Source organism: Kribbella steppae (genome assembly GCF_004342025.1).
In the GTDB taxonomy this organism is placed as follows: Bacteria; Actinomycetota; Actinomycetes; order Propionibacteriales; family Kribbellaceae; genus Kribbella; species Kribbella steppae.
On the sequence record NZ_SLWN01000015.1, the window covers coordinates 156,099 to 174,393 of the forward strand.

The window sequence follows — 18,295 nt, forward strand, 5'->3', positions numbered from 1 at the left end:
ACCAACCTGTCATCCGAGTCCACGACCGGGCCGCGATCGGTTCAGTTCGAGTCGGGCGCCCTGCGCGGTGGCTGGACTCGGTGGGTACCGGTTGGGGTGACGTGGAAGGTGAAGCCGTGGGGCGTGCTCCATTCCACGGTCTTGCGATCCACGCGCCGGACGTTCCAGCCGCGGCCGTGCGTCTTCACCCGGTGGCTGAAGCGGCCCAGGGGTGCGAGATTTGCTGTGCTGGTTTGGCCTGGTGGACCGAGGGGGTCGTAGGGCTGGATGTGGTCCAGGTCGATGGTGGGACTGGTTTCGCGGTTGCCGTAGGGGAAGAGCTCCACGGGATGGGCGAGCTTGATGCGTTCGCGGATGCGGTCAGGGATCTCGTAGGCGTCGACGCTGATGGCGTCGTTGAGGTCGATGACGGGCTTGACGGTGTAGGGACCGTGGCCGACGAGTTCGCTGAGCTGGGTGGCGAGCAGCGGGCCGATGCCTTCAGCGCGGAGTACGCCGGTGCCGCTCGCGAGGGTGTGGTCGGTGAGGTGAACGTAGATCTCGGTCTGCCCAGGGCGCAGCCGTCCGCTCGGGTTGGTGTGCGCCTGGCGCCTGATCTGGGCGAGGCACGCATTGAGCGCGCGTTGGGCTGCGGCGTCGAGCGGCTCGCCGTCGTCGGGCTCGACATGCAGGCGGGGGTCGAAGGGCTCGACCGGCTCTGTGAACGGTACGTCGAGCGGATCAGGTAGATCGCCGGCGCTGGGGTGAGGTGCGTCGCGGTCGGCCTCGTCGTCCGGACCAGGCTCACCCCAGTCACTCGTCCAGTCGTCAGCCAGCAGTCCCTCCTCGCCCGAGCCGCTGTCGTGGTCGATGCCGCCACGACAGTCGTCGGCGAGCACGCTCCGATCGGCGCCGTCGCCGGTGCCGGTGCTACGGGCGGAGCCGTGGGCGGTGCCGGTGTCCTGGGCGGGGCTGTGAGCAGTGCTGGGGGCGGTGGTGGAGTCCGTGCGCGTGGCGGGCGGGGTGGGGTGGTTGAGGCGGTGTTGGCGGGCCTGGTGAAGGAGTTCTTCCGTGTAGCGGGGGTCGGCGATGATGCCGACCGCGTCGGCGCGCCGGGCTTGGACCGGGCGGGTGTCGCCGAAGGTCTTCAATGCGTCGGCGATTCCGGCGATGGTGGCGTCGTGCCGGATCACGGCACCTGATGGCGCCTTGATGTACATAGTCTTTGTGCCGTGCTCGTTGGAGCGGCCGACGAATACGCCGCGCTCACGGGACTTCTCGTCGGCCTCGGCTCGAGCCCTCTCGGGGTCGGCGTGGAACTTCGCGGCCTTCACGATCTTGTCCAGCCGGTACGGCGTGATCGAGTCCACGATGCCCGCGACCCGCTTGTCGACGACCCGGGCCGCCTGCTCGGAGAGCTTCGAACACTCCGCGACGATCCGGCAGGCCTTCCACGGCGTCGCCTCACCAGCCAGGACGCGGGCCCAGGTGAACGGGAAGCGGTGCCGCAACGCCAACGCAGTCCCGATGTAGTCGGCCGCCACCTTCGGCGAGATGCCGAGCATCACACCGAACTCGGCCACGGCGAACTCCGCGACCTCCGGGCAGCCCTCACCGCCCAGCACCACGGCACGTTCGCGGCCGTCACTGGCACGGCAACCCGGACGGACCGGGCACAGATCAGGGTGGTGGCGGTCGGCGTAGATCTGGGCGTGTTCGAGGAGCCGGGCGTCGGCCCGATTGGCCTCGGCACGGTGCTCGGCGGCCGACTCCAGCAGGTCGGCCGTCGAGAGCGGTGTCAGATCTCCGTCGAACATGTGTTCTAATGTACGCACAGAGTCAGCAACCTTCAAATCCCTTACCCACAAGGGAAAGCCGACCCAGAGAGGCGATCTGATGTCAGTTGAAGTGCAGCCAGGTGCCTGCCAAGGGTTGCTGGGCGATGCCCGGCTTGGAGTAGTCGCAGACGCCCGTCGGGAAGATGCTGAGCAGGCGGCTCCATTGGACGTCGGTGAAGTCGGTGTAGTCACTGCGGAGCGGCGCGTGGAGGCGGCACTTCACCACGTCGGCGGCCACCCCAGCGCCGGCGATCTCGCGTGGGAAGGATGCGGACGGGAAGAGCTGTTCGCAGCGGGAGGACGGGTTGCGATCGAGGGGTTGGGCAACGAATCCTTCCGGCGCTCGGCAGCCTTCCTTCAGGGCAGACGGACGCGCGGCGACGAGCTTGTCGATGCGTGGGCGGGACGAGTTGTCGGCGGCGAGATCGGTCAGCCATTCGTCGAGCGAGTCGATGGCGTGTTGCAGCAGCGGGCTCGCCGTGCTGAAGAGGCCGTACTGCGCGTCCTCCAGCAGGCTCACGTGATTCGCCGACGTCCCGTTCGCCTTCTCCAGCCGCGCCCGCATCGAGAACGTGTGGTACCTGACGTGGATATCGCCGTACGACTGATCGTCGTAGTACGCGCGATAGTCGATGATCGGTACGTCGGCCAGCCCTCCTCCGCCACTGGTCAGCCGCCCGGTCCGGTACGCCGCGCGCAACGCCTGCGGATCGGCCACTGTCCGGGCCGGCACCAGGTTCGCATCAGCGTCGAACCCGCCGACCCGCTCGTTGAGGTCGAGGAACTGGTCCGGCGTGATCTTCCCGGACCGCAGTACGCCGAGCCCATACTGGACGCCCACGTTGTCCAACGGCCGCCGGGCGAATCCGGTCGCCGGGTCAGCGCCGTACGCGTTGATCGTGTGGTCGTAGACATCGCACCGGACGCCGCGCGGGTTCTTCACCGGGTCGTATCTCTGTGCGATCGGGATGATGTCGCAGTTCCGACGTGGATCGATGCGCCCAGCACTGACGGCCATACTCGGCAGAGTCGCGTACGTCGCGAAGCCGGACACCTGACGCTTCTGCTCCTGGGTCCACGGAACGCTCGCGCGGGACGTGAAGTACGAGTCGAGCAGCCAAGCGTCGCTGATGAACGTGACCGTCCCGAACCCGACGTCCGGGAACGAACAGCCCACGATGATCCCGTCGAAGATCCCCGGGTAGTTGTCGGTGATCTGATGGGCCTGGTACGAGCCGCCCGAGCAGCCGAAGCCGACGGTGTGCAGAGGCTGGCCGTAGTGCTCGACGAACAGTTCCTTCGTCATCATCGCCGACTCGGCGGCGGTCAGGTCGTTGCAGTTCTGGCCGAAGACGTTCAGCGACGACGACATCAGCGCATAGCCGCGGCCGAGCAGGAACGCGTCCGTGACTCCGCCAGTGGTGCTGCCGGAGCGATACCAGCCGCCCGCGCAGCCGCCGCCGAGAGTGAAGACCGCGCGGCGGTTCCAGCCTGCCGATCGCCTCACCGGCGTAGGCGCCGGCTCACTCAGCGGGTCGTGCAGCATGCTGGTCTGGACGACGGCTCGGTTGGCGCTGCCGGTTTCCATCCGTACGACGAATGGGACCTTCATGCCGAGCGAGTTGGTGGTGCGGGCGAGGTCAGCCGGGTACGCCGTGGCGCCGGCCGGCCACGCGGCCCACTGGCCCGCGGTGGTCCAGTAGACGTAGTCGACCCGCGGTGCGACGGTGCAATTGGCGTCGAGTGGGTCGCCCAGGGTTCCGCCGATCACCGGGATGGTGAACTTCGCGGTCTCGCAGATGAACGGTTGCTGGTGCGGGCCGGAGAACACTGGGCCTTGCCGTGGATAGTTGCGCACCTCAAGCCGCGCCTCGCGTTCTCCGGGCGCCGACGCTCGCAGGGTATTGGCGCCCAACCGCATGCTCCCGACCAGGCCGGTCAAGGTCCGCCCGAGCGCGGTGAACGCCGAGGTCACGTCGCCGGAGTTCAGCATCACCCGGACCCGGTCGAGCGGGACTCCGGCCGGTACGGCGACACGTACGAGCGCGTCGCCGCCGGTCACGGTGTCCGGACGACCGGAGAGGATCTCGAGCCGCAACTCGTCGGAGGCGGAGGCCGGGATGACGGGCATCAGCAGGACGACGGCAAGCAGGCACGCGAGCACGCGGGCGAGGCGATGGCCTGGTCGGAAGCGGTTCACGGGTCCTCCTGGATCAGTGGGCGGCGACCTCGTAGACGCGAGCTCTATCGATTGTGTTGGTGGACGGGTCCGTGATCACGAGCCGAAGCTGGTCGACCGTGGCAGCAGGGCCCGGAAGGCGGCCAGAACCGTGCCGGTGGCAACGTTCGGGTAGCCGTACCCGCTGTAGACATCGACCTGGTTCACGTCCCCATACATACCCAGATTCAGCGTCAGTACTGACGCTGTGTCACCGACCGCCGACATCCACCGCCCGGAGTCCGCGCACGACCCATCGAAAGGGCTTTAGTCCATCACCCAGAACTGCCAGCCGGGTGGTGCGGGAGGCCAGGCTGGGTCAGGCATCCAACCGGACGGCGGTTCCCAGCCTTCCGGCGGTGACGGCCAGCCCGGTGCGGGCGCGAACCTAATCCGCGTCGGCCGGGGCGGGATCGGCGCATTGGCGACCGGTGGGCGAGACTCGACGGTGCCGGCTGGCCAATCAGCAGGCAACTCGTGTGCCTTCGCACCATGGATGGTGATCTCGGCCTTGAGTCGGTTGCCTTTGATCTTGGCTTTGACAGCGGCGAGCAGGCCTTGCTGGTCGAGATGACGGATCGCCGGCAGCAGGTCAGCGCTCATCTTCGGGGTCAACTGACCGACGCGCAGGCCGTCGATCCGCACCTCGACCAAGTCCTTGGCTGTCCGCGCGCCGGTGTCGGCGAACTCGTGCAGCGTCGCGTACACGAAGCCCTCGCCTTCCGGACGAAGGAACGGCTCGATGGCCGGCATGCACTGATCCTCACCGCTGATTTGAACAGCGCCACCGTCCGGCAGTAGCAGGTGCGGCTCCACGGGTTGGGCGTTGACCGGCGTACACAGATGAGGCTCCGCGAGCGCGATCGTGACGCTTGCAGTGAATCGTTCGTTCTCGACCAGACGACCGGCACGATTGGTCACGTAGTCCGTTTCCAGACCGCCCCACACCCTGGCATGCACCCGGGTCGCCAGACCGCGAGCCGTCAACTCACTCAGACACTGGCGATAGTCACCCGCGATCTCCCTCGGCAGGTGACCGACGATCCGCGCGTCGATATGCACAGCAACCGCAGCGGGATCGAACGGATTCTCGGGCTCCGGCACCAGAAATGCGGAGCACTCGAGTTCACGCTCCCGGCCACTGACCTGGCCGAACAATCGCTGGAGTTCCGGAAGATGATGGCTCTCGCCCACAACCTCCTGGTTGCACCAGGCTCTGCTCCCCCACAGGTCGAACGGCGCCAGTCCTGTCGCCGGTCCACCCGCCGGCGTTCTGTTCCCATGCTTCATCCAAGACCCCCCTCAGGTCACGCCAGGTGAGCCTAGGGGACCTTGGGTGGTCGTGTCAGTGGCTTGAGATGTCAGTGATAGGTCTGGCTGCTGGGTGGGGCGGATTCCATCCAGGCCAGGACGCCGGTGAGGGCCTCTTCGGTCATGGCGAAGTGGACCGTGCGGTCGCGGAGCTCGGCGTCGACGATGACGTGGCCGGCGTACGTGACCAGGGGCTCGTTGCCCATCGGGCGACGGCTGGTGATGCTTTCGAGCTGGCGGCGGTTGACCACGAGTTTGGGCCACCAGGCGAGGCTGAAGACGCGAAACCATTGCAGGTCGTCACCGACATACCGGGCCAGTCCGAGGGCCCAGCCGCGGCCGTGGTCCTTCTGCGCCAACTGCAGGCTGCAATCGAACGTGCCGCCGTCTCTGGACAACCAGCGACGACGGCACGCGAAGAGAACGATCAGCAGTACGGCGGCAAGCAGACAGACCCCGACGACATCGAGGACTACCCTCATACCTTGCCGACCCCATTTCCGGTGCCCAATATCCGGTACTGCCCCGGGCACCGCCGGAGAACCGTACTGTCAGTGACGATATTCAATTATGGCAGGTGGGTTCAGTCCGCCTTCTCGGCGGCCCTCACCCTTGCTTCGGCGAGCCGGACGTCTTCCTGGGCGCCCTCGGTGTCGCTACCGGTGGCCAGGGCCCGCTCGAGATCGCGGCGGGCCTCCTCCAGGTCGATGTCGTGACCCATCTCGGCGTTCTCGGCCAGGATCGAGACCCGGTCGTTCGCCACCGAGATGAAGCCGTCCGGTGCGGCCGCGACGAAGTACTCGTCGTCGGTCGTCCGCACCTGCACGGTGCCACCCTGCAGCAGGCCCAGCAGCGGCGCGTGTCCGGGCAGGATACCGACGTCACCGTCCGTGGTCCGGGCGATCACGATCTTGGCCTGGCCCTGCCACACCGTCCGCTCGGCCGCGACCAGCGCGACCTCGAGGTGCTTGGCAGAATCATCGGCCATCTCAGTTTTCCTTCTGCAGCTCGGCCCACTTGCGCTCGACGTCCTCGAGCGAACCGACGTTGAAGAACGCCTGCTCGGCGATGTGGTCGCACTCGCCTTCGGTGATCTTCTTGAATGACTCGATGGTGTCCTTCAGCGGCACGGTGGAACCCGCGATGTTGGTGAACTTCTCCGCCATGTAGGTGTTCTGGGAGAGGAACTGCTCGATCCGGCGCGCCCGCGCGACGGTGATCTTGTCCTCTTCGGAGAGCTCGTCGACACCCAGGATCGCGATGATGTCCTGCAGTTCCTTGTTCTTCTGCAGGATCTGCTTCACCCGGACGGCCACGTCGTAGTGCTCCTGGCCGATGTACTGCGGGTCGAGGATCCGCGACGTGGAGGTCAGCGGGTCGACGGCCGGGTACAGACCACGCGACGCGATGTCGCGGGAGAGCTCGGTGGTCGCGTCGAGGTGGGCGAAGGTGGTCGCCGGCGCCGGGTCGGTGTAGTCGTCCGCGGGCACGTAGATCGCCTGCATCGAGGTGATCGAGTGACCCCGGGTCGAGGTGATCCGCTCCTGCAGCACACCCATCTCGTCGGCCAGGTTCGGCTGGTAACCGACCGCACTCGGCATCCGGCCGAGCAGGGTGGAGACCTCGGAACCGGCCTGGGTGAACCGGAAGATGTTGTCGATGAAGAGCAGCACGTCCTGCTCCTTGACGTCGCGGAAGTACTCCGCCATCGTCAGCGCCGACAGCGCGACGCGAAGACGCGTGCCCGGCGGCTCGTCCATCTGACCGAACACCAGCGCGGTGTCCTTGAAGACGCCGGCCTCTTCCATCTCGTTGATGAGGTCGTTGCCCTCACGGGTCCGCTCGCCCACGCCGGCGAACACCGACGTACCACCGAAGTTGTGGGCGATCCGGTAGATCATCTCCTGGATCATGACGGTCTTGCCGACACCCGCACCGCCGAACAGGCCGATCTTGCCGCCCTGCACGTACGGCGTGAGCAGGTCGAGCACCTTGATGCCGGTCTCCAGCATCTCGGTCTTCGACTCGAGCTGGTCGAAGGCCGGCGCCTTGCGGTGGATCGGCCAGCGCTCGGCGATCTCGAACTCGGACTCGTCCTGGCTCAGGCACTTGCCGGTGACGCTCCAGACCCGGCCCTTGGTGACGTCGCCGACCGGGACGGAGATCGCCGCGCCGGTGTCGCGCACCTCGGCGCCGCGGACCAGGCCGTCGGTCGGCTTCATCGAGATGGCCCGGACGATGTTGTCACCGACGTGCAGGGCCACCTCGAGGGTGATGGTCTGGGTAACGTCGCCGAGCGTGAGGTCCACCTCGAGCGCGTTGTACATCTCGGGCATCGCATCGGCCGCGAACTCGACGTCGACGACCGGGCCGATCACCCGGGCGACGCGACCGACACCTGCGGCGCCGGCCTCGTTGTTCTTCTCGGTAACCGTGGCAGTCATCTCTCTCACTCGCTCCCGGCGGTCGCGTCGGCCAGCGCGCTGGCGCCACCGACGATCTCGCTGATTTCCTGGGTAATTTGGGCCTGGCGGGCCTGGTTCAGGTCCCGGGTCAGCTTCTCGATCAGATCCTGCGCGTTGTCCGTCGCCGACTTCATCGCGCGCTGCCGGTTGGCCAGCTCGGAGGCCGCCGCCTGCAGCATGCAGTAGTGAATCCGGCTGGCCACGTACTTCGGCAGCAGCGCGTCCAGCACGTCCTCGGCGGACGGCTCGAACTCGTACAGCGGCAGTACGTCGTCCTCGGCCGGAGCCTCTGTTCCCTCGACGACCTCCAGCGGCAACAGCCGGATCACGTCCGTGCGCTGGGTCAGCATCGACACGAACCGGGTGAAGACGATGTGGATCTCGTCCACGCCGCCCTCCTCGGTCGGGGTCAGGAAGGCCTCGATCAGCGCGTCGGCGATCTCCCGGGCCCGGGCGAAGCTCGGGTTGTCGGAGTCGCCGGTCCACGACTGGGCGATCTCCCGCTGCCGGAAGGTGTAGTACGCCACGCCCTTGCGGCCGCTGAGGTAGGGGACGATCTGCTTCTCGTCCTCGCGCAGCAACGTGTTCAGCCGCTCACCTTCGCGGATCACGTTGGACGAGTAGGCGCCGGCCTGGCCGCGGTCGGAGGTGATCAGCAGCACCGCCGCCCGCTTCGGGTTCGGCTTCTCGGTGGTCAGCGGGTGGTCGACGTTCGAGAACGTCGCCACCGCCGACACGGCACGGGTGAGCTCACGCGCGTACGGACCGGCCGCCTGGGCGCGCTGCTGCGCCTTGACGATCCGGGACGCCGCGATGAGCTCCATCGCGCGGGTGAGCTTCTTGATCGTCGAGACCGAGGCCTTACGCTCGCGAAGCTCCCGCAGACTGGCTGGCACGGTCGATCAGCCCCGCTTCTGCCGGACGATCTGCTCCTGCTCGACGTCCTCTTCGTCCATCGCCTCGGCCGGCGCCTCGTTGGCGGCCAGCAGCTGGCCGTCCGAGGTCTGGAAGGTCGGCTTGAACGCGTCCAGCGCCTCCGTCACGGCCGCGGCCGCGTCGTCGTCGAACTGGCCGGACTCGCGGACGGAGTCGAGCACCTTGCTCTCCCGCCGCAGGTAGTCGAGGAAGTCACGCTCGAAGCGGAGTACGTCGTTGGTCGGGACGTCGTCGAACTTGCCCGTCGTACCGGCCCAGATGGAGACCGTCTGCTCCTCCACCGGGTACGGCGAGTACTGCGGCTGACGGAGCAGCTCCACCAGCCGCTGACCACGGTCGAGCTGACGACGCGAGGTGGCGTCGAGGTCGGAGGCGAACATCGCGAACGCCTCCATCGAGCGGAACTGGGCCAGGTCCAGCTTCAGCGAGCCGGAGACCTTCTTCATGCCCTTGACCTGCGCGGCGCCGCCGACCCGGGACACCGAGATACCGACGTCGATGGCGGGGCGGATGTTGGCGTTGAACAGGTCCGACTGCAGGAAGATCTGGCCGTCGGTGATCGAGATGACGTTGGTCGGGATGAAGGCCGACACGTCGTTCGCCTTGGTCTCGATGATCGGCAGACCGGTCATCGAACCGGCGCCGAGCTCGTCGGAGAGCTTCGCGCAGCGCTCCAGCAGGCGGCTGTGCAGGTAGAAGACGTCACCCGGGTACGCCTCGCGGCCCGGCGGGCGGCGCAGCAGCAGCGACATCGCGCGGTACGCCTCGGCCTGCTTGCTCAGGTCGTCGAAGACGATCAGTACGTGCTTGCCCTGGTACATCCAGTGCTGGCCGATGGCCGAACCGGTGTACGGCGCGACGTACTTGAAGCCGGCCGGGTCGGACGCCGGGGAGGCGACGATGGTGGTGTACTCCATCGCGCCGGCCTCTTCCAGCGCGCCGCGGACGGCGGCGATGGTCGAGCCCTTCTGGCCGATCGCGACGTAGATGCAGCGGACCTGCTTCTTCGGGTCGCCGGAGTCCCAGTTGGCCTTCTGGTTGATGATCGTGTCGATCGCGATCGCGGTCTTGCCGGTCTTGCGGTCGCCGATGATCAGCTGGCGCTGGCCGCGGCCGATCGGGATCATGCCGTCGATCGCCTTGATCCCGGTCTGCAGCGGCTCGCGGACCTCTTGGCGGTCCATCACACCGGCCGCCTGCAGCTCGAGCGCACGGGTGCCCTCGAGGTCCTTGATCTCGCCCAGGCCGTCGATCGGCTTGCCCATCGGGTCGATGACGCGGCCGAGATAGCCCTCGCCGACCTGCACCGACAGGACCTGCCCGGTCCGGCGGACCTGCTGGCCTTCCTCGATCCCGTCGAACTCACCGAGGACGACGACACCGATGTCGCGGACGTCGAGGTTCAGTGCGATGCCCTGGGTGCCGTCTTCGAACTCGAGCAGCTCGTTCGTCATCGCCGAGGGCAGACCCTCGACGTGCGCGATACCGTCACCGGCGTCGACGACCGTACCGACCTCTTCCCGGCTCGTCTGCTCCGGTTGGTACTCGTTGACGAACTGATCCAGGGCGTCCCGGATCTCCTCCGGCCTGATCGTGAGCTCAGCCATTGTGTTTCCTGCTTCCTTGACCTTGCTGGCCTGTTGTGGCCCTAAAGGCTTCCCGACCCTTAGCGCCGCTTATGTCGTTAAGAGCCGTCAGCCCGCGATGCGCCGTTGCGCTTCGTCGAGCCTGGCCGCGATGGTTCCGTCGATCACTTCGTCGCCGATGTCCACCCGGACGCCGCCGATGACGTTCGGGTCGACGATCACGTTCAGCTGGATGTCCCGGCCGTACTGCCGGCCGAGTGCCTCGCTCAACCGGGTGCGGTCGGCCTCGGACAGGTCGGTGGCGACCCGCACGGTGGCGATGCTCGCGTTGCGCCGGGCCGCCGCGGCGACCTGGTAGGCCCGCATCGAGGCCGCGAAGCTGCGCCCCCGGCCGTCCACCGCGCGCTCGACCAGCCGCACGGTGACCGCGTCGGCCTTGCCCTGCAGCAGGCCGTGGATCAGCTGCTGCCGCAGCTTGACCGGGATGCTGCGGTCACTGAGCTTGTCGCTCAGCGCCCGCTCGGCCGAGACCACCCGGTCCAGCCGGAACAACTCGTCCTCGACCTCGTCCAGCTTGCGCCGTGAGTCGGCGTACGCCACGTCGGCCTCGACGCTCAACTGCTCCAGCGCGTCGCCAAGGTCGCGGCCGCTGACCCAGCGGCCGGCCACGGCGGCGGTCAGGATCTCCTGCGTCTGCGCGGCGATCTTGCCGCCGAACAGCTGCTGGACCAGGCCCGTGCGGGCACCCTGCGGACGGGCCGGATCGGTCAGGGCGCGCCGGAGCGCGCCGCTGCCGTCCAGCAGCTTGGCGACCGCGAACAGCTCGGTGCCCAGCTCCTCGGTGACGGTGACACCTGCCAGGACCTCCTGGGCCCGGGCAAGTGACTCCCTCGACGCGCCGCGCATCAGCCGTCCGTTCCGACGGCCTGACGTGCGGACTCCGACGCCTCGAGATCGGCCAGGAACCGCTCGACGGTTCGACGCTGACGCGCCTCGTCCTCGAGCGACTCGCCGACGATCCGGCCGGCCAGGGTGGTGGCCATGTGGCCGACCTCGCTGCGCAGCGAGGCGACCGCCTGGGCCCGCTCGGCGTCGATCTGGGTCCGTGCGTGCGTCACGATGCGCTCAGCCTCGGCATTCGCCTGCTCACGCATCTCCGCGATGATCTGCGCACCCTGCTCCCGCGCGTCCTCACGGATCTTCGCAGCCTCCTGGCGTGCCTCCGCCAGCTGCGCGTTGTACTTCTCCAGTGCCGCCTTCGCCTCGGCCTGGGCCTGCTTGGCCTCGTTCATCCCGCCTTCGATGGCCGTGGTCCGATCGGCGTACGCCTTCTCGAACTTCGGGACGACGACCTTGGCGAAAGCGATGGCCAGCAGGATCAGGAAGACGAAGCCGAAGATGATCTCGGCCGTGTGCGGCAGCAACGGGCTCGGGCTCTCGCCTGCCTCGCTCAGCGGTAGCACCATCGTCAACATGTCTGAATCCTGTCAGTCAGAGGAAGTAGCTCAGGCAGAACGGAAGACGAAGGCCAGAGCGATACCGATGATCGCCAGAACCTCGGTCACGCCGAAGCCGATCCAGGCGATCGACTGCAGCTTGCTCTGTGCCTCGGGCTGACGCGCGGTGCCGTTGATCACGGCTGCGAAAATCAGACCGACGCCGACGCCCGGGCCGATCGCGGCGAGGCCGTAGCCAAGTACTGCGATGTTGCCGGAGATCTCGAGTGCGGTCATTGCAGTGTGTTCCTTTCGGTACGGATAGCGACTATCCGGGTTTCCGTTGCTACGGGTCTGTTGGGTACTGCGGTACTGCGGATCAGTGGTCCTCGGCGATCGCGCTGCCGATGTACTGCGCGGTCAGCACGACGAAGATGTAGGCCTGGATGCACTGGACGAACAGTTCCAGTCCGGCGATCGCGAACCCCATCAAGATGGTGACGACACCGACGCCGGCCAGCGGGATGCTGCCGGCCTCGAAGATCAGGTACTCGCCGCCGAGCACGAAGACCAGCAGCAGGATGTGGCCGGCGAACATGTTGGCGAACAACCGCAGGCTCAGCGAGACCGGCCGGACCAGGATGTTCGAGATGAACTCGATCGGGATCATCAGCGGCATCAGCCAGACCGGCACACCGGCCGGCATCGTCTGGTGCTTGAAGTAGCCCCAGGCGCCGTGCTTACGGATCCCGACCACGTTGTAGATGACCCAACTCATGATCGCGGCGGCGTACGCCCAGCCGATGTGGCTGAAGGTCGGGAACTGGACCAGCGGGATCGTCGCGGCGACGTTGTTCAGCAGGATGAAGAAGAACAGGCCGCACAGGTACGGCACGTACTTCATGTGCTCGGCGCTGCCGATGGCGTCGCGCGCGATCGAGTTGCGGACGAAGTTGTAGCCGAGCTCACCGGCGAACTGCAGCTTGCTCGGCACGATCTCGGCCTTGCGGGACGCACCCCAGAAGAACCAGATGATCACCACGACCGACAGCGCGGACACCAGCACAGGCTTGGTGAACCAGTCGACGCCGTCGATGATCGGCGGAAGGTCGAAGCTTTCGGGACCGGGCGGGTGGAACTCGGTCGGAACGCCGGCAATCACCGGGTCTCCTCTCGCGTCGTGCTCAAGTCGGACGCCTTGTAGCAAAGGGCAGGGCGGCTCAGGGCATGGCGGTCAACAACGTCAGACCCGGTGTGGGTCAGTCCGTTCCCCGAAGGGATCAGGACCGCGCCCCAAACCGGAAGTGCAACAGCAGAACGGTGAGCCCGGCACCGAGGACGATGCCCACCGGAAGTAAGAACTGGGTGCCGAGCAGGCGATCCAACCCGAACCCGATGCCTCCGTACAGGAGCACACCGCCGATCAAGTAGGACAGGACCCGCCAGCCGTCGCCCGAATTCGGGGGTGATGGCTTCGGATCCTGATGCTCGCTCATTGGCACCCGAAAGGTACCAGTCCGGAACATATCCGGTCACATCGGCACCCGTAACCTCCACCACAGCAGGGAAACCGTTACCCAGGGTGCTCATGCGGTCACTTCCCCGTCCAGATCGTAGATCGGGATGCGCAACCGGGACCAGGCCCAGATCTCGCCGGCCATCCAGCCCATCACGACCACCAGGGCGCTGATGCCGAGCACGGTCAGATTCACGTGCCTGGCAAGGCTTTCCGAGCTCAGCGCGAGGGCGAGCAGGCCGCCGAAGATCGCGATCCGGCCGGTGTAGGAGGTCATCGCGATCGCCAGCTGCATGGTCGGCGACGCACGGCGCGACAGGTGCAGCGCGACCAGGCCGGCACCGGAGAAGACAACCACCATCAGCAGGCCGAGCAGTGCTCCCCACAGTCCCTCGAGGCCGGCGGCAACGGTCGACACGGCGGCGGCGTTCACGCCGACGACGAGCGCGGCGGCGAGAGCGCCACGCAGCATTGCCAACGCCGGGTGCCTGGTGGCCTGGCCGGCGACTTTCGGACTCTGGGCCGAGGGAGCCATCTGGTGGTTCCGTCCTGCTGGCGACCGGGTCACACTGCCTGGTCGTCGGGTGGGCGGGGTCAGGGGTGTCGCTGTTCTTTGCTGGTGCTTGTGAAAACTAGCACAAAGTCTGCACGGTCAGCAAAACGAGTCCCTTGCCGCTGTACGGACACACCCTATCGGTAGGCCACGCTGACGAGTGGTCTGGTCCCTGCTTCTTCGGCGTCAGACCTTGGCGAGCGGTTTCCGGGAACGGCGTGGGAGGCCGGTCGTGAGCAGGATCGCGGTGACCGCCACGGCCAGCACGATCAGGGCGGTCCACCAGTTCAGCACCAGTCCGAGGACCACCACGCCGTACGCGATCAAAGCGGTCCAGAGGTACATCAGCAGGACGGCCCGGCGGTGCGAGTGGCCGCGTTGCATCAGGCGGTGGTGCAGGTGCAACTTGTCCGCGGCGAAGGGCGAGCGGCCGGCCTTGGTACGGCGGATGTAGGCCAGCGTCAGGTCGAGCGCGGGGATCGCGAGGACGGCGATCGGCAGGATCAACGGCAGCAGCGCCGGCAGCAGGCTGGAGCCGCCGACCTCGTACGGGACCGCGTTCGGGTCCATCTGGCCGGTCAGGCTGATCGTCGACGCGGCCAGCATCAGGCCGATCAGCAGGGCGCCGGAGTCGCCCATGAACACCCTGGCGGGGAAGAAGTTGTGCGGCAGGAAGCCGAGGCACGCGCCGGCCAGGGCGACGGTGATCAGGGTCGAGGTGGTGGCCCGGTCGAGGTTCTGCTCGACGTTCAGCAGGTACGAGTAGGTGAAGAACGCGGTCGCGCCGATCGCGGTCACACCGGCGGCCAGGCCATCCAGGCCGTCGACGAAGTTCACCGCGTTGCAGGACACCAACAGGATGCCGGCGGTGAGTACGGCCAGCTGCGCGGCTGGCGGCGAGACGACGCCGCCTGGCAGTGGCAGCCAGTACAACTGGATGCCCTGAACAACCATCACGCCGACCGCGAGGACCTCGCCGGCCAGCTTGGTGATCGCGTCCAGCTCGTACAGGTCGTCGACCACACCGACGGCGCAGATCACCACGCCGCCGATCAGGATCGCTCGGGCGTCGTGGGCGACCTGCAGGCTGTCGCCGAGGAAGGGCAGGCTCGAGGCGACCGCGAAGCCGGCGATCAGGCCGCCGAGGATGGAGATGCCGCCGAAGTACGGGATCGGGACCTTGTGCACGTCCCGGGCCCGGACCTTCGCGACCGCGCCGTACCGCACGGCGATCTGCCGGGCCACGCCGGTCAGCAGGAACGTCGTGGCCATCGCCACGAACAGGACCAGCAGGTACTCGCGCACTAGGTCGCAGGCCTCACATCGGGTTCGGTCGGCTTCTCGCTCTTGTCCTCCACCTTGGACGCCTCAACGGCCGCTTCAGTTGGCTTCTCGTCCTCAACCGGCGTCTCGTCCGCGGGCTTCACGTCCTCCGCGGGCTTCACGTCCTCAACCGGCGTCACGTCCGCGGCCTGCACGTCCTCCGCGGGCTTCACGTCCTCGACCGGCTCCTCGTCCGCGGCCTGCACGTCCTCCGCGGGCTTCACGTCCTCGACCGGCTCCTCGTCCGCGGCCTGCACGTCCTCCGCGGGCTTCACGTCGTCGACCGGCGTCTCGTCCGCGGCCTGCACGTCCTCCGCGGGCTTCTCGTCCTCGGCGGGCTTCTCGTCGTTGTCGAGGTCGGTGGAGACGTCGGGGACGACGGCGCGGAGCTGGGCGAGGGAGAGGGCGCCGAGGCGTACGACGTGGGGCGTGTCGCCGGTGATGTCGACGATGGTGGACGGCTGGCCGCCGGTCGCCAGACCGCCGTCGAGGTAGACCGCGACGGAGTCGGCCAACTGCTCCTCGGCGTCGTACACGTCGAGCGCCGCCGGCTGACCACTGAGGTTGGCCGAGCTGACCGCGAGCGGCCCGGTGCGGGACAGCAGTTCACGGGTGTTCTCGTGGTCCGGCACCCGCAACGCGACGGTTCCCTGGGTCTCCCCCAGGTCCCACATCAGCGACGTCTGCGCGTGGCAGATCACCGTCAGCGGCCCGGGCCAGAACTCCTCGCAGAGCTTGCGTCCCGAGTCGGGGACGTCGGTGGCGAGCGCGTCCAGCGACTCGACCACCGAGATCAGCACCGGTGGAGGCATGTCGCGGCCCCGGCCCTTGGCGTCCAGCAGTCGCTGGACCGCGTCGGACTTGAAGGCGTCCGCAGCGATCCCGTACACGGTGTCGGTCGGAAGGACGACCAGGTCGCCGGCCTCGATGGCGTCCACGGCCGCTCGATAGGCCGGTGCCAGCTCATCGCCGGTGAAGTCGAAGCGCTCACTCACGCACCGAATCGTGCCACCCACGCACCCGCGCGCTCCACCCGGGCTGGCCCAGGCGTGACTTGACAAATGATTGTCAGCTTTCCAGCACGTCCCCCCGGACGTCCTTAGGATCCCGGACATGACTGTGTCCCGGGAGTTCCTGGCCGGCCTGCCGAAGGCCGAGCTGCATGTCCATCATGTCGGATCCGCCTCGCCGCGGATCGTCGCCGCGCTCGCCGCCCGGCATCCCGAGTCGCCGGTGCCGGCCGACCCGGCCGAGCTGGCGAAGTACTTCCAGTTCACCGACTTCGCCAAGTTCATCGAGATCTACCTGACCGTGGTCGACCTGGTGAAGACGCCCGACGACGTCCGGCTGCTGACCTACGAGATCGCCCGCGAGATGGCCGGGCAGAACCTGCGGTACGCCGAGCTGACCTGTACGCCGTACATGTCGGTGGTCCGCGGGATCGCCGCGGAGGCGTTCTGCGAGGCGATCGAGGACGCCCGGATCGCGGCCGAGAAGGAGTTCGGCGTCGTGCTCCGCTGGATCTTCGACATCCCGGGCGAGGCCGGGTTGCCGGGTGCCGACGGGACGCTGGAGCTCGCGCTGAAGAACCGGCCCGAGGGTCTGGTCGGGTTCGGCCTCGGCGGGCCGGAGATCGGCGTACCGCGGCCGCAGTTCCAGCCGCACTTCGAGGCGGCGATCGCGGCCGGGCTGCACAGCGTGCCGCACGCGGGCGAGACCACCGGGCCGGAGACGATCTGGGACGCGATCCGGGTGCTCAAGGCCGAGCGGATCGGCCACGGTACGTCGACCATGCAGGACCCGGCCCTGGTCGACTACCTGGGCGAGCACCGGATCCCGCTCGAGGTCAGCCCGACGTCGAACATCGCCACCCGCGCGGTCTCGTCGTACGACGAACACCCGCTGCGCGCGATGGTCGAGGCCGGACTGGTCGTCACCATCAACTCCGACGACCCGCCGATGTTCGGCACCGACCTCACCAACGAGTACGTCGTCGCCACCGAATTGCTCGACCTCGACGAGGCCGGGGTGGGCGAGCTGGCGAAGACCGCCGTCCGGGTGTCGTTCGCCGAGGACTCGGTGAAGAACGCGCTGCTCGCGGAGATCGACGAGTACGTCGCCAAGGCCTAGGCGGCTCGGGTTCTGGGGTTGTGCGTGGTTCTCTGGGTGGAGTGCGGAGTGTTCCAGGGGTAGTGGCGGTGCTCGGGCTGTTGCTGGGGGTGGCAGCCTGCAGCGACGAGCCAGGAGTTGCAGCACCAGGTGCTTCTCCCCCGCCATCGGCTAGCCCATCGCCGAGTACTCCGCTGCCCCCTACTGATGGGGACCTGCCGCGGGGTGGGCGGACAATCTTCCCGAAGTACCAGCTCGTCGGGTACGTCGGGATGCCCGGCTCACCCGCACTCGGTCCACTCGACAAGGACTTGGTGACGAAGGCGGCAAGGCTGGAGAAGCTGTCTCGTGCGTACGCCGCCGGCCGCACACCGCTACCGGTGATGGAACTGATCACCGTGGTCGCGAAGGCATCACCCGGCAAGGACCGGATGTACCGCGGCCGCCTGCCCGACGCGAAGATCCAGGAGTACCTGACCGTCGCACGCAAGCATCGGATGCTGTTGCTGCTCGACATCCAGCCGGGCCGAGCCAAGATCCTGCCCGAGGTGAAACGGCTCGAACGCTGGCTCAAGGAACCGGACGTCGGGCTCGCCTTCGATCCCGAATGGGCGGTCGGGCCGAACCAGGTCCCCGGCCGCGTCTTCGGCCGTACGACGGGCGCCGAGCTCGACAGCATCGCGTCGTACCTCTCGGGGCTCGTGCAGGCTCACGAACTGCCGGAGAAGGTGTTCGTCTTTCACCAGCTGTCGACCAGGATCGTGACCGGGGAGCAGGCGCTGAAGAAGCATCCGGGCGTGGTGACGATCAAGTCGGTGGACGGGATCGGTGCCCGCGAGGACAAGGTGAAGACGTGGGGCAAGGTGACCGCGAACCTGCCGGCCGGAGTGCATGCCGGGTTCAAGCTGTTCTCCACCGAGGACGCCCGGCACGGTCCGTTGATGACACCGGCGCAGGTGCTGGCGCTGCGGCCGCGACCGGAGTTCGTCGTGTACGAATAGGGGATGCAGCTTGCCTCACAGGAT

The 18,295-nt window shown here is 67.5% G+C and carries 19 protein-coding genes; 2 read left to right on the top strand and 17 right to left on the bottom strand.

Annotated features, from left to right (window positions below; all coding sequences use genetic code 11):
• Nucleotides 1-41 precede the first annotated feature (41 nt).
• The 17 genes from EV652_RS35370 to EV652_RS35445 all read right to left on the bottom strand — a co-directional run bounded on the left by EV652_RS35370 (nt 42) and on the right by EV652_RS35445 (nt 16,156).
• On the bottom strand, nt 42-1,796 hold the full coding sequence (locus tag EV652_RS35370) for a DUF222 domain-containing protein (RefSeq protein ID WP_132213676.1): 1,755 nt from the start codon (nt 1,794-1,796) through the stop codon (nt 42-44).
• 82 nt (nt 1,797-1,878) lie between these two features.
• A complete protein-coding gene (locus tag EV652_RS35375) occupies nt 1,879-4,017 on the bottom strand; it encodes a DUF6351 family protein (protein ID WP_132213678.1) in 2,139 nt (712 codons plus the stop codon).
• 75 nt (nt 4,018-4,092) lie between these two features.
• Nucleotides 4,093-4,215: a hypothetical protein gene (locus EV652_RS45910; RefSeq protein WP_255512668.1), complete on the bottom strand. Its 123-nt coding sequence runs from the start codon at nt 4,213-4,215 to the stop codon at nt 4,093-4,095.
• Nucleotides 4,216-4,302: 87 nt separating this feature from the next.
• On the bottom strand, nt 4,303-5,325 hold the full coding sequence (locus EV652_RS35380) for a hypothetical protein (RefSeq protein ID WP_132213680.1): 1,023 nt from the start codon (nt 5,323-5,325) through the stop codon (nt 4,303-4,305).
• 71 nt (nt 5,326-5,396) lie between these two features.
• On the bottom strand, nt 5,397-5,828 hold the full coding sequence (locus EV652_RS35385; RefSeq protein ID WP_132213682.1) for a DUF2550 domain-containing protein: 432 nt from the start codon (nt 5,826-5,828) through the stop codon (nt 5,397-5,399).
• Nucleotides 5,829-5,929: 101 nt separating this feature from the next.
• Complete coding sequence (locus EV652_RS35390; protein WP_132213684.1) at nt 5,930-6,334, bottom strand: F0F1 ATP synthase subunit epsilon; 405 nt, start codon at nt 6,332-6,334, stop codon at nt 5,930-5,932.
• A gap of 1 nt (nt 6,335) precedes the next feature.
• Entirely contained in the window at nt 6,336-7,790 is a 1,455-nt protein-coding gene (gene atpD, locus EV652_RS35395) for a F0F1 ATP synthase subunit beta (protein ID WP_132213686.1), read from the bottom strand.
• A 5-nt stretch (nt 7,791-7,795) separates the two neighbouring features.
• Nucleotides 7,796-8,707, bottom strand: coding sequence for a F0F1 ATP synthase subunit gamma (locus EV652_RS35400; RefSeq protein ID WP_132213688.1), 912 nt, complete (start codon nt 8,705-8,707; stop codon nt 7,796-7,798).
• A gap of 6 nt (nt 8,708-8,713) precedes the next feature.
• A complete protein-coding gene (gene atpA, locus EV652_RS35405) occupies nt 8,714-10,354 on the bottom strand; it encodes a F0F1 ATP synthase subunit alpha (RefSeq protein WP_132213690.1) in 1,641 nt (546 codons plus the stop codon).
• 87 nt (nt 10,355-10,441) lie between these two features.
• Nucleotides 10,442-11,239, bottom strand: a complete 798-nt coding sequence (locus EV652_RS35410) for a F0F1 ATP synthase subunit delta (RefSeq protein WP_132213692.1) — start codon at nt 11,237-11,239, stop codon at nt 10,442-10,444.
• Nucleotides 11,239-11,808: a F0F1 ATP synthase subunit B gene (locus EV652_RS35415; RefSeq protein WP_132213694.1), complete on the bottom strand. Its 570-nt coding sequence runs from the start codon at nt 11,806-11,808 to the stop codon at nt 11,239-11,241. The genes EV652_RS35410 and EV652_RS35415 overlap by 1 nt, the downstream gene beginning before the upstream one ends.
• A 30-nt stretch (nt 11,809-11,838) precedes the next feature.
• Complete coding sequence (gene atpE / locus EV652_RS35420; protein WP_132213696.1) at nt 11,839-12,066, bottom strand: ATP synthase F0 subunit C; 228 nt, start codon at nt 12,064-12,066, stop codon at nt 11,839-11,841.
• An 82-nt stretch (nt 12,067-12,148) separates the two neighbouring features.
• On the bottom strand, nt 12,149-12,931 hold the full coding sequence (gene atpB / locus EV652_RS35425) for a F0F1 ATP synthase subunit A (RefSeq protein ID WP_132213698.1): 783 nt from the start codon (nt 12,929-12,931) through the stop codon (nt 12,149-12,151).
• Between the two features lie 118 nt (nt 12,932-13,049).
• A complete protein-coding gene (locus tag EV652_RS35430; protein WP_132213700.1) occupies nt 13,050-13,265 on the bottom strand; it encodes an AtpZ/AtpI family protein in 216 nt (71 codons plus the stop codon).
• A gap of 90 nt (nt 13,266-13,355) precedes the next feature.
• Nucleotides 13,356-13,820 carry a Cg1360 family ATP-synthase-associated protein gene (locus EV652_RS35435; protein WP_132213702.1) on the bottom strand — a complete coding sequence of 155 codons (465 nt, stop codon included), beginning with the start codon at nt 13,818-13,820 and terminating at the stop codon, nt 13,356-13,358.
• 204 nt (nt 13,821-14,024) lie between these two features.
• Nucleotides 14,025-15,143 (bottom strand): glycosyltransferase family 4 protein, encoded by a 1,119-nt coding sequence (locus EV652_RS35440; RefSeq protein WP_132213704.1) that lies wholly within the window; start codon nt 15,141-15,143, stop codon nt 14,025-14,027.
• On the bottom strand, nt 15,143-16,156 hold the full coding sequence (locus EV652_RS35445; protein WP_242002190.1) for an L-threonylcarbamoyladenylate synthase: 1,014 nt from the start codon (nt 16,154-16,156) through the stop codon (nt 15,143-15,145). The genes EV652_RS35440 and EV652_RS35445 overlap by 1 nt, the downstream gene beginning before the upstream one ends.
• 118 nt (nt 16,157-16,274) lie before the next feature.
• Between EV652_RS35445 and EV652_RS35450 the strand changes: the two genes are divergently transcribed.
• Both EV652_RS35450 and EV652_RS35455 read left to right on the top strand, forming a co-directional pair.
• Nucleotides 16,275-17,291, top strand: a complete 1,017-nt coding sequence (locus EV652_RS35450) for an adenosine deaminase (protein WP_132213708.1) — start codon at nt 16,275-16,277, stop codon at nt 17,289-17,291.
• 251 nt (nt 17,292-17,542) lie between these two features.
• Nucleotides 17,543-18,271 carry a hypothetical protein gene (locus EV652_RS35455; RefSeq protein WP_242002191.1) on the top strand — a complete coding sequence of 243 codons (729 nt, stop codon included), beginning with the start codon at nt 17,543-17,545 and terminating at the stop codon, nt 18,269-18,271.
• Nucleotides 18,272-18,295: the final 24 nt, after the last annotated feature.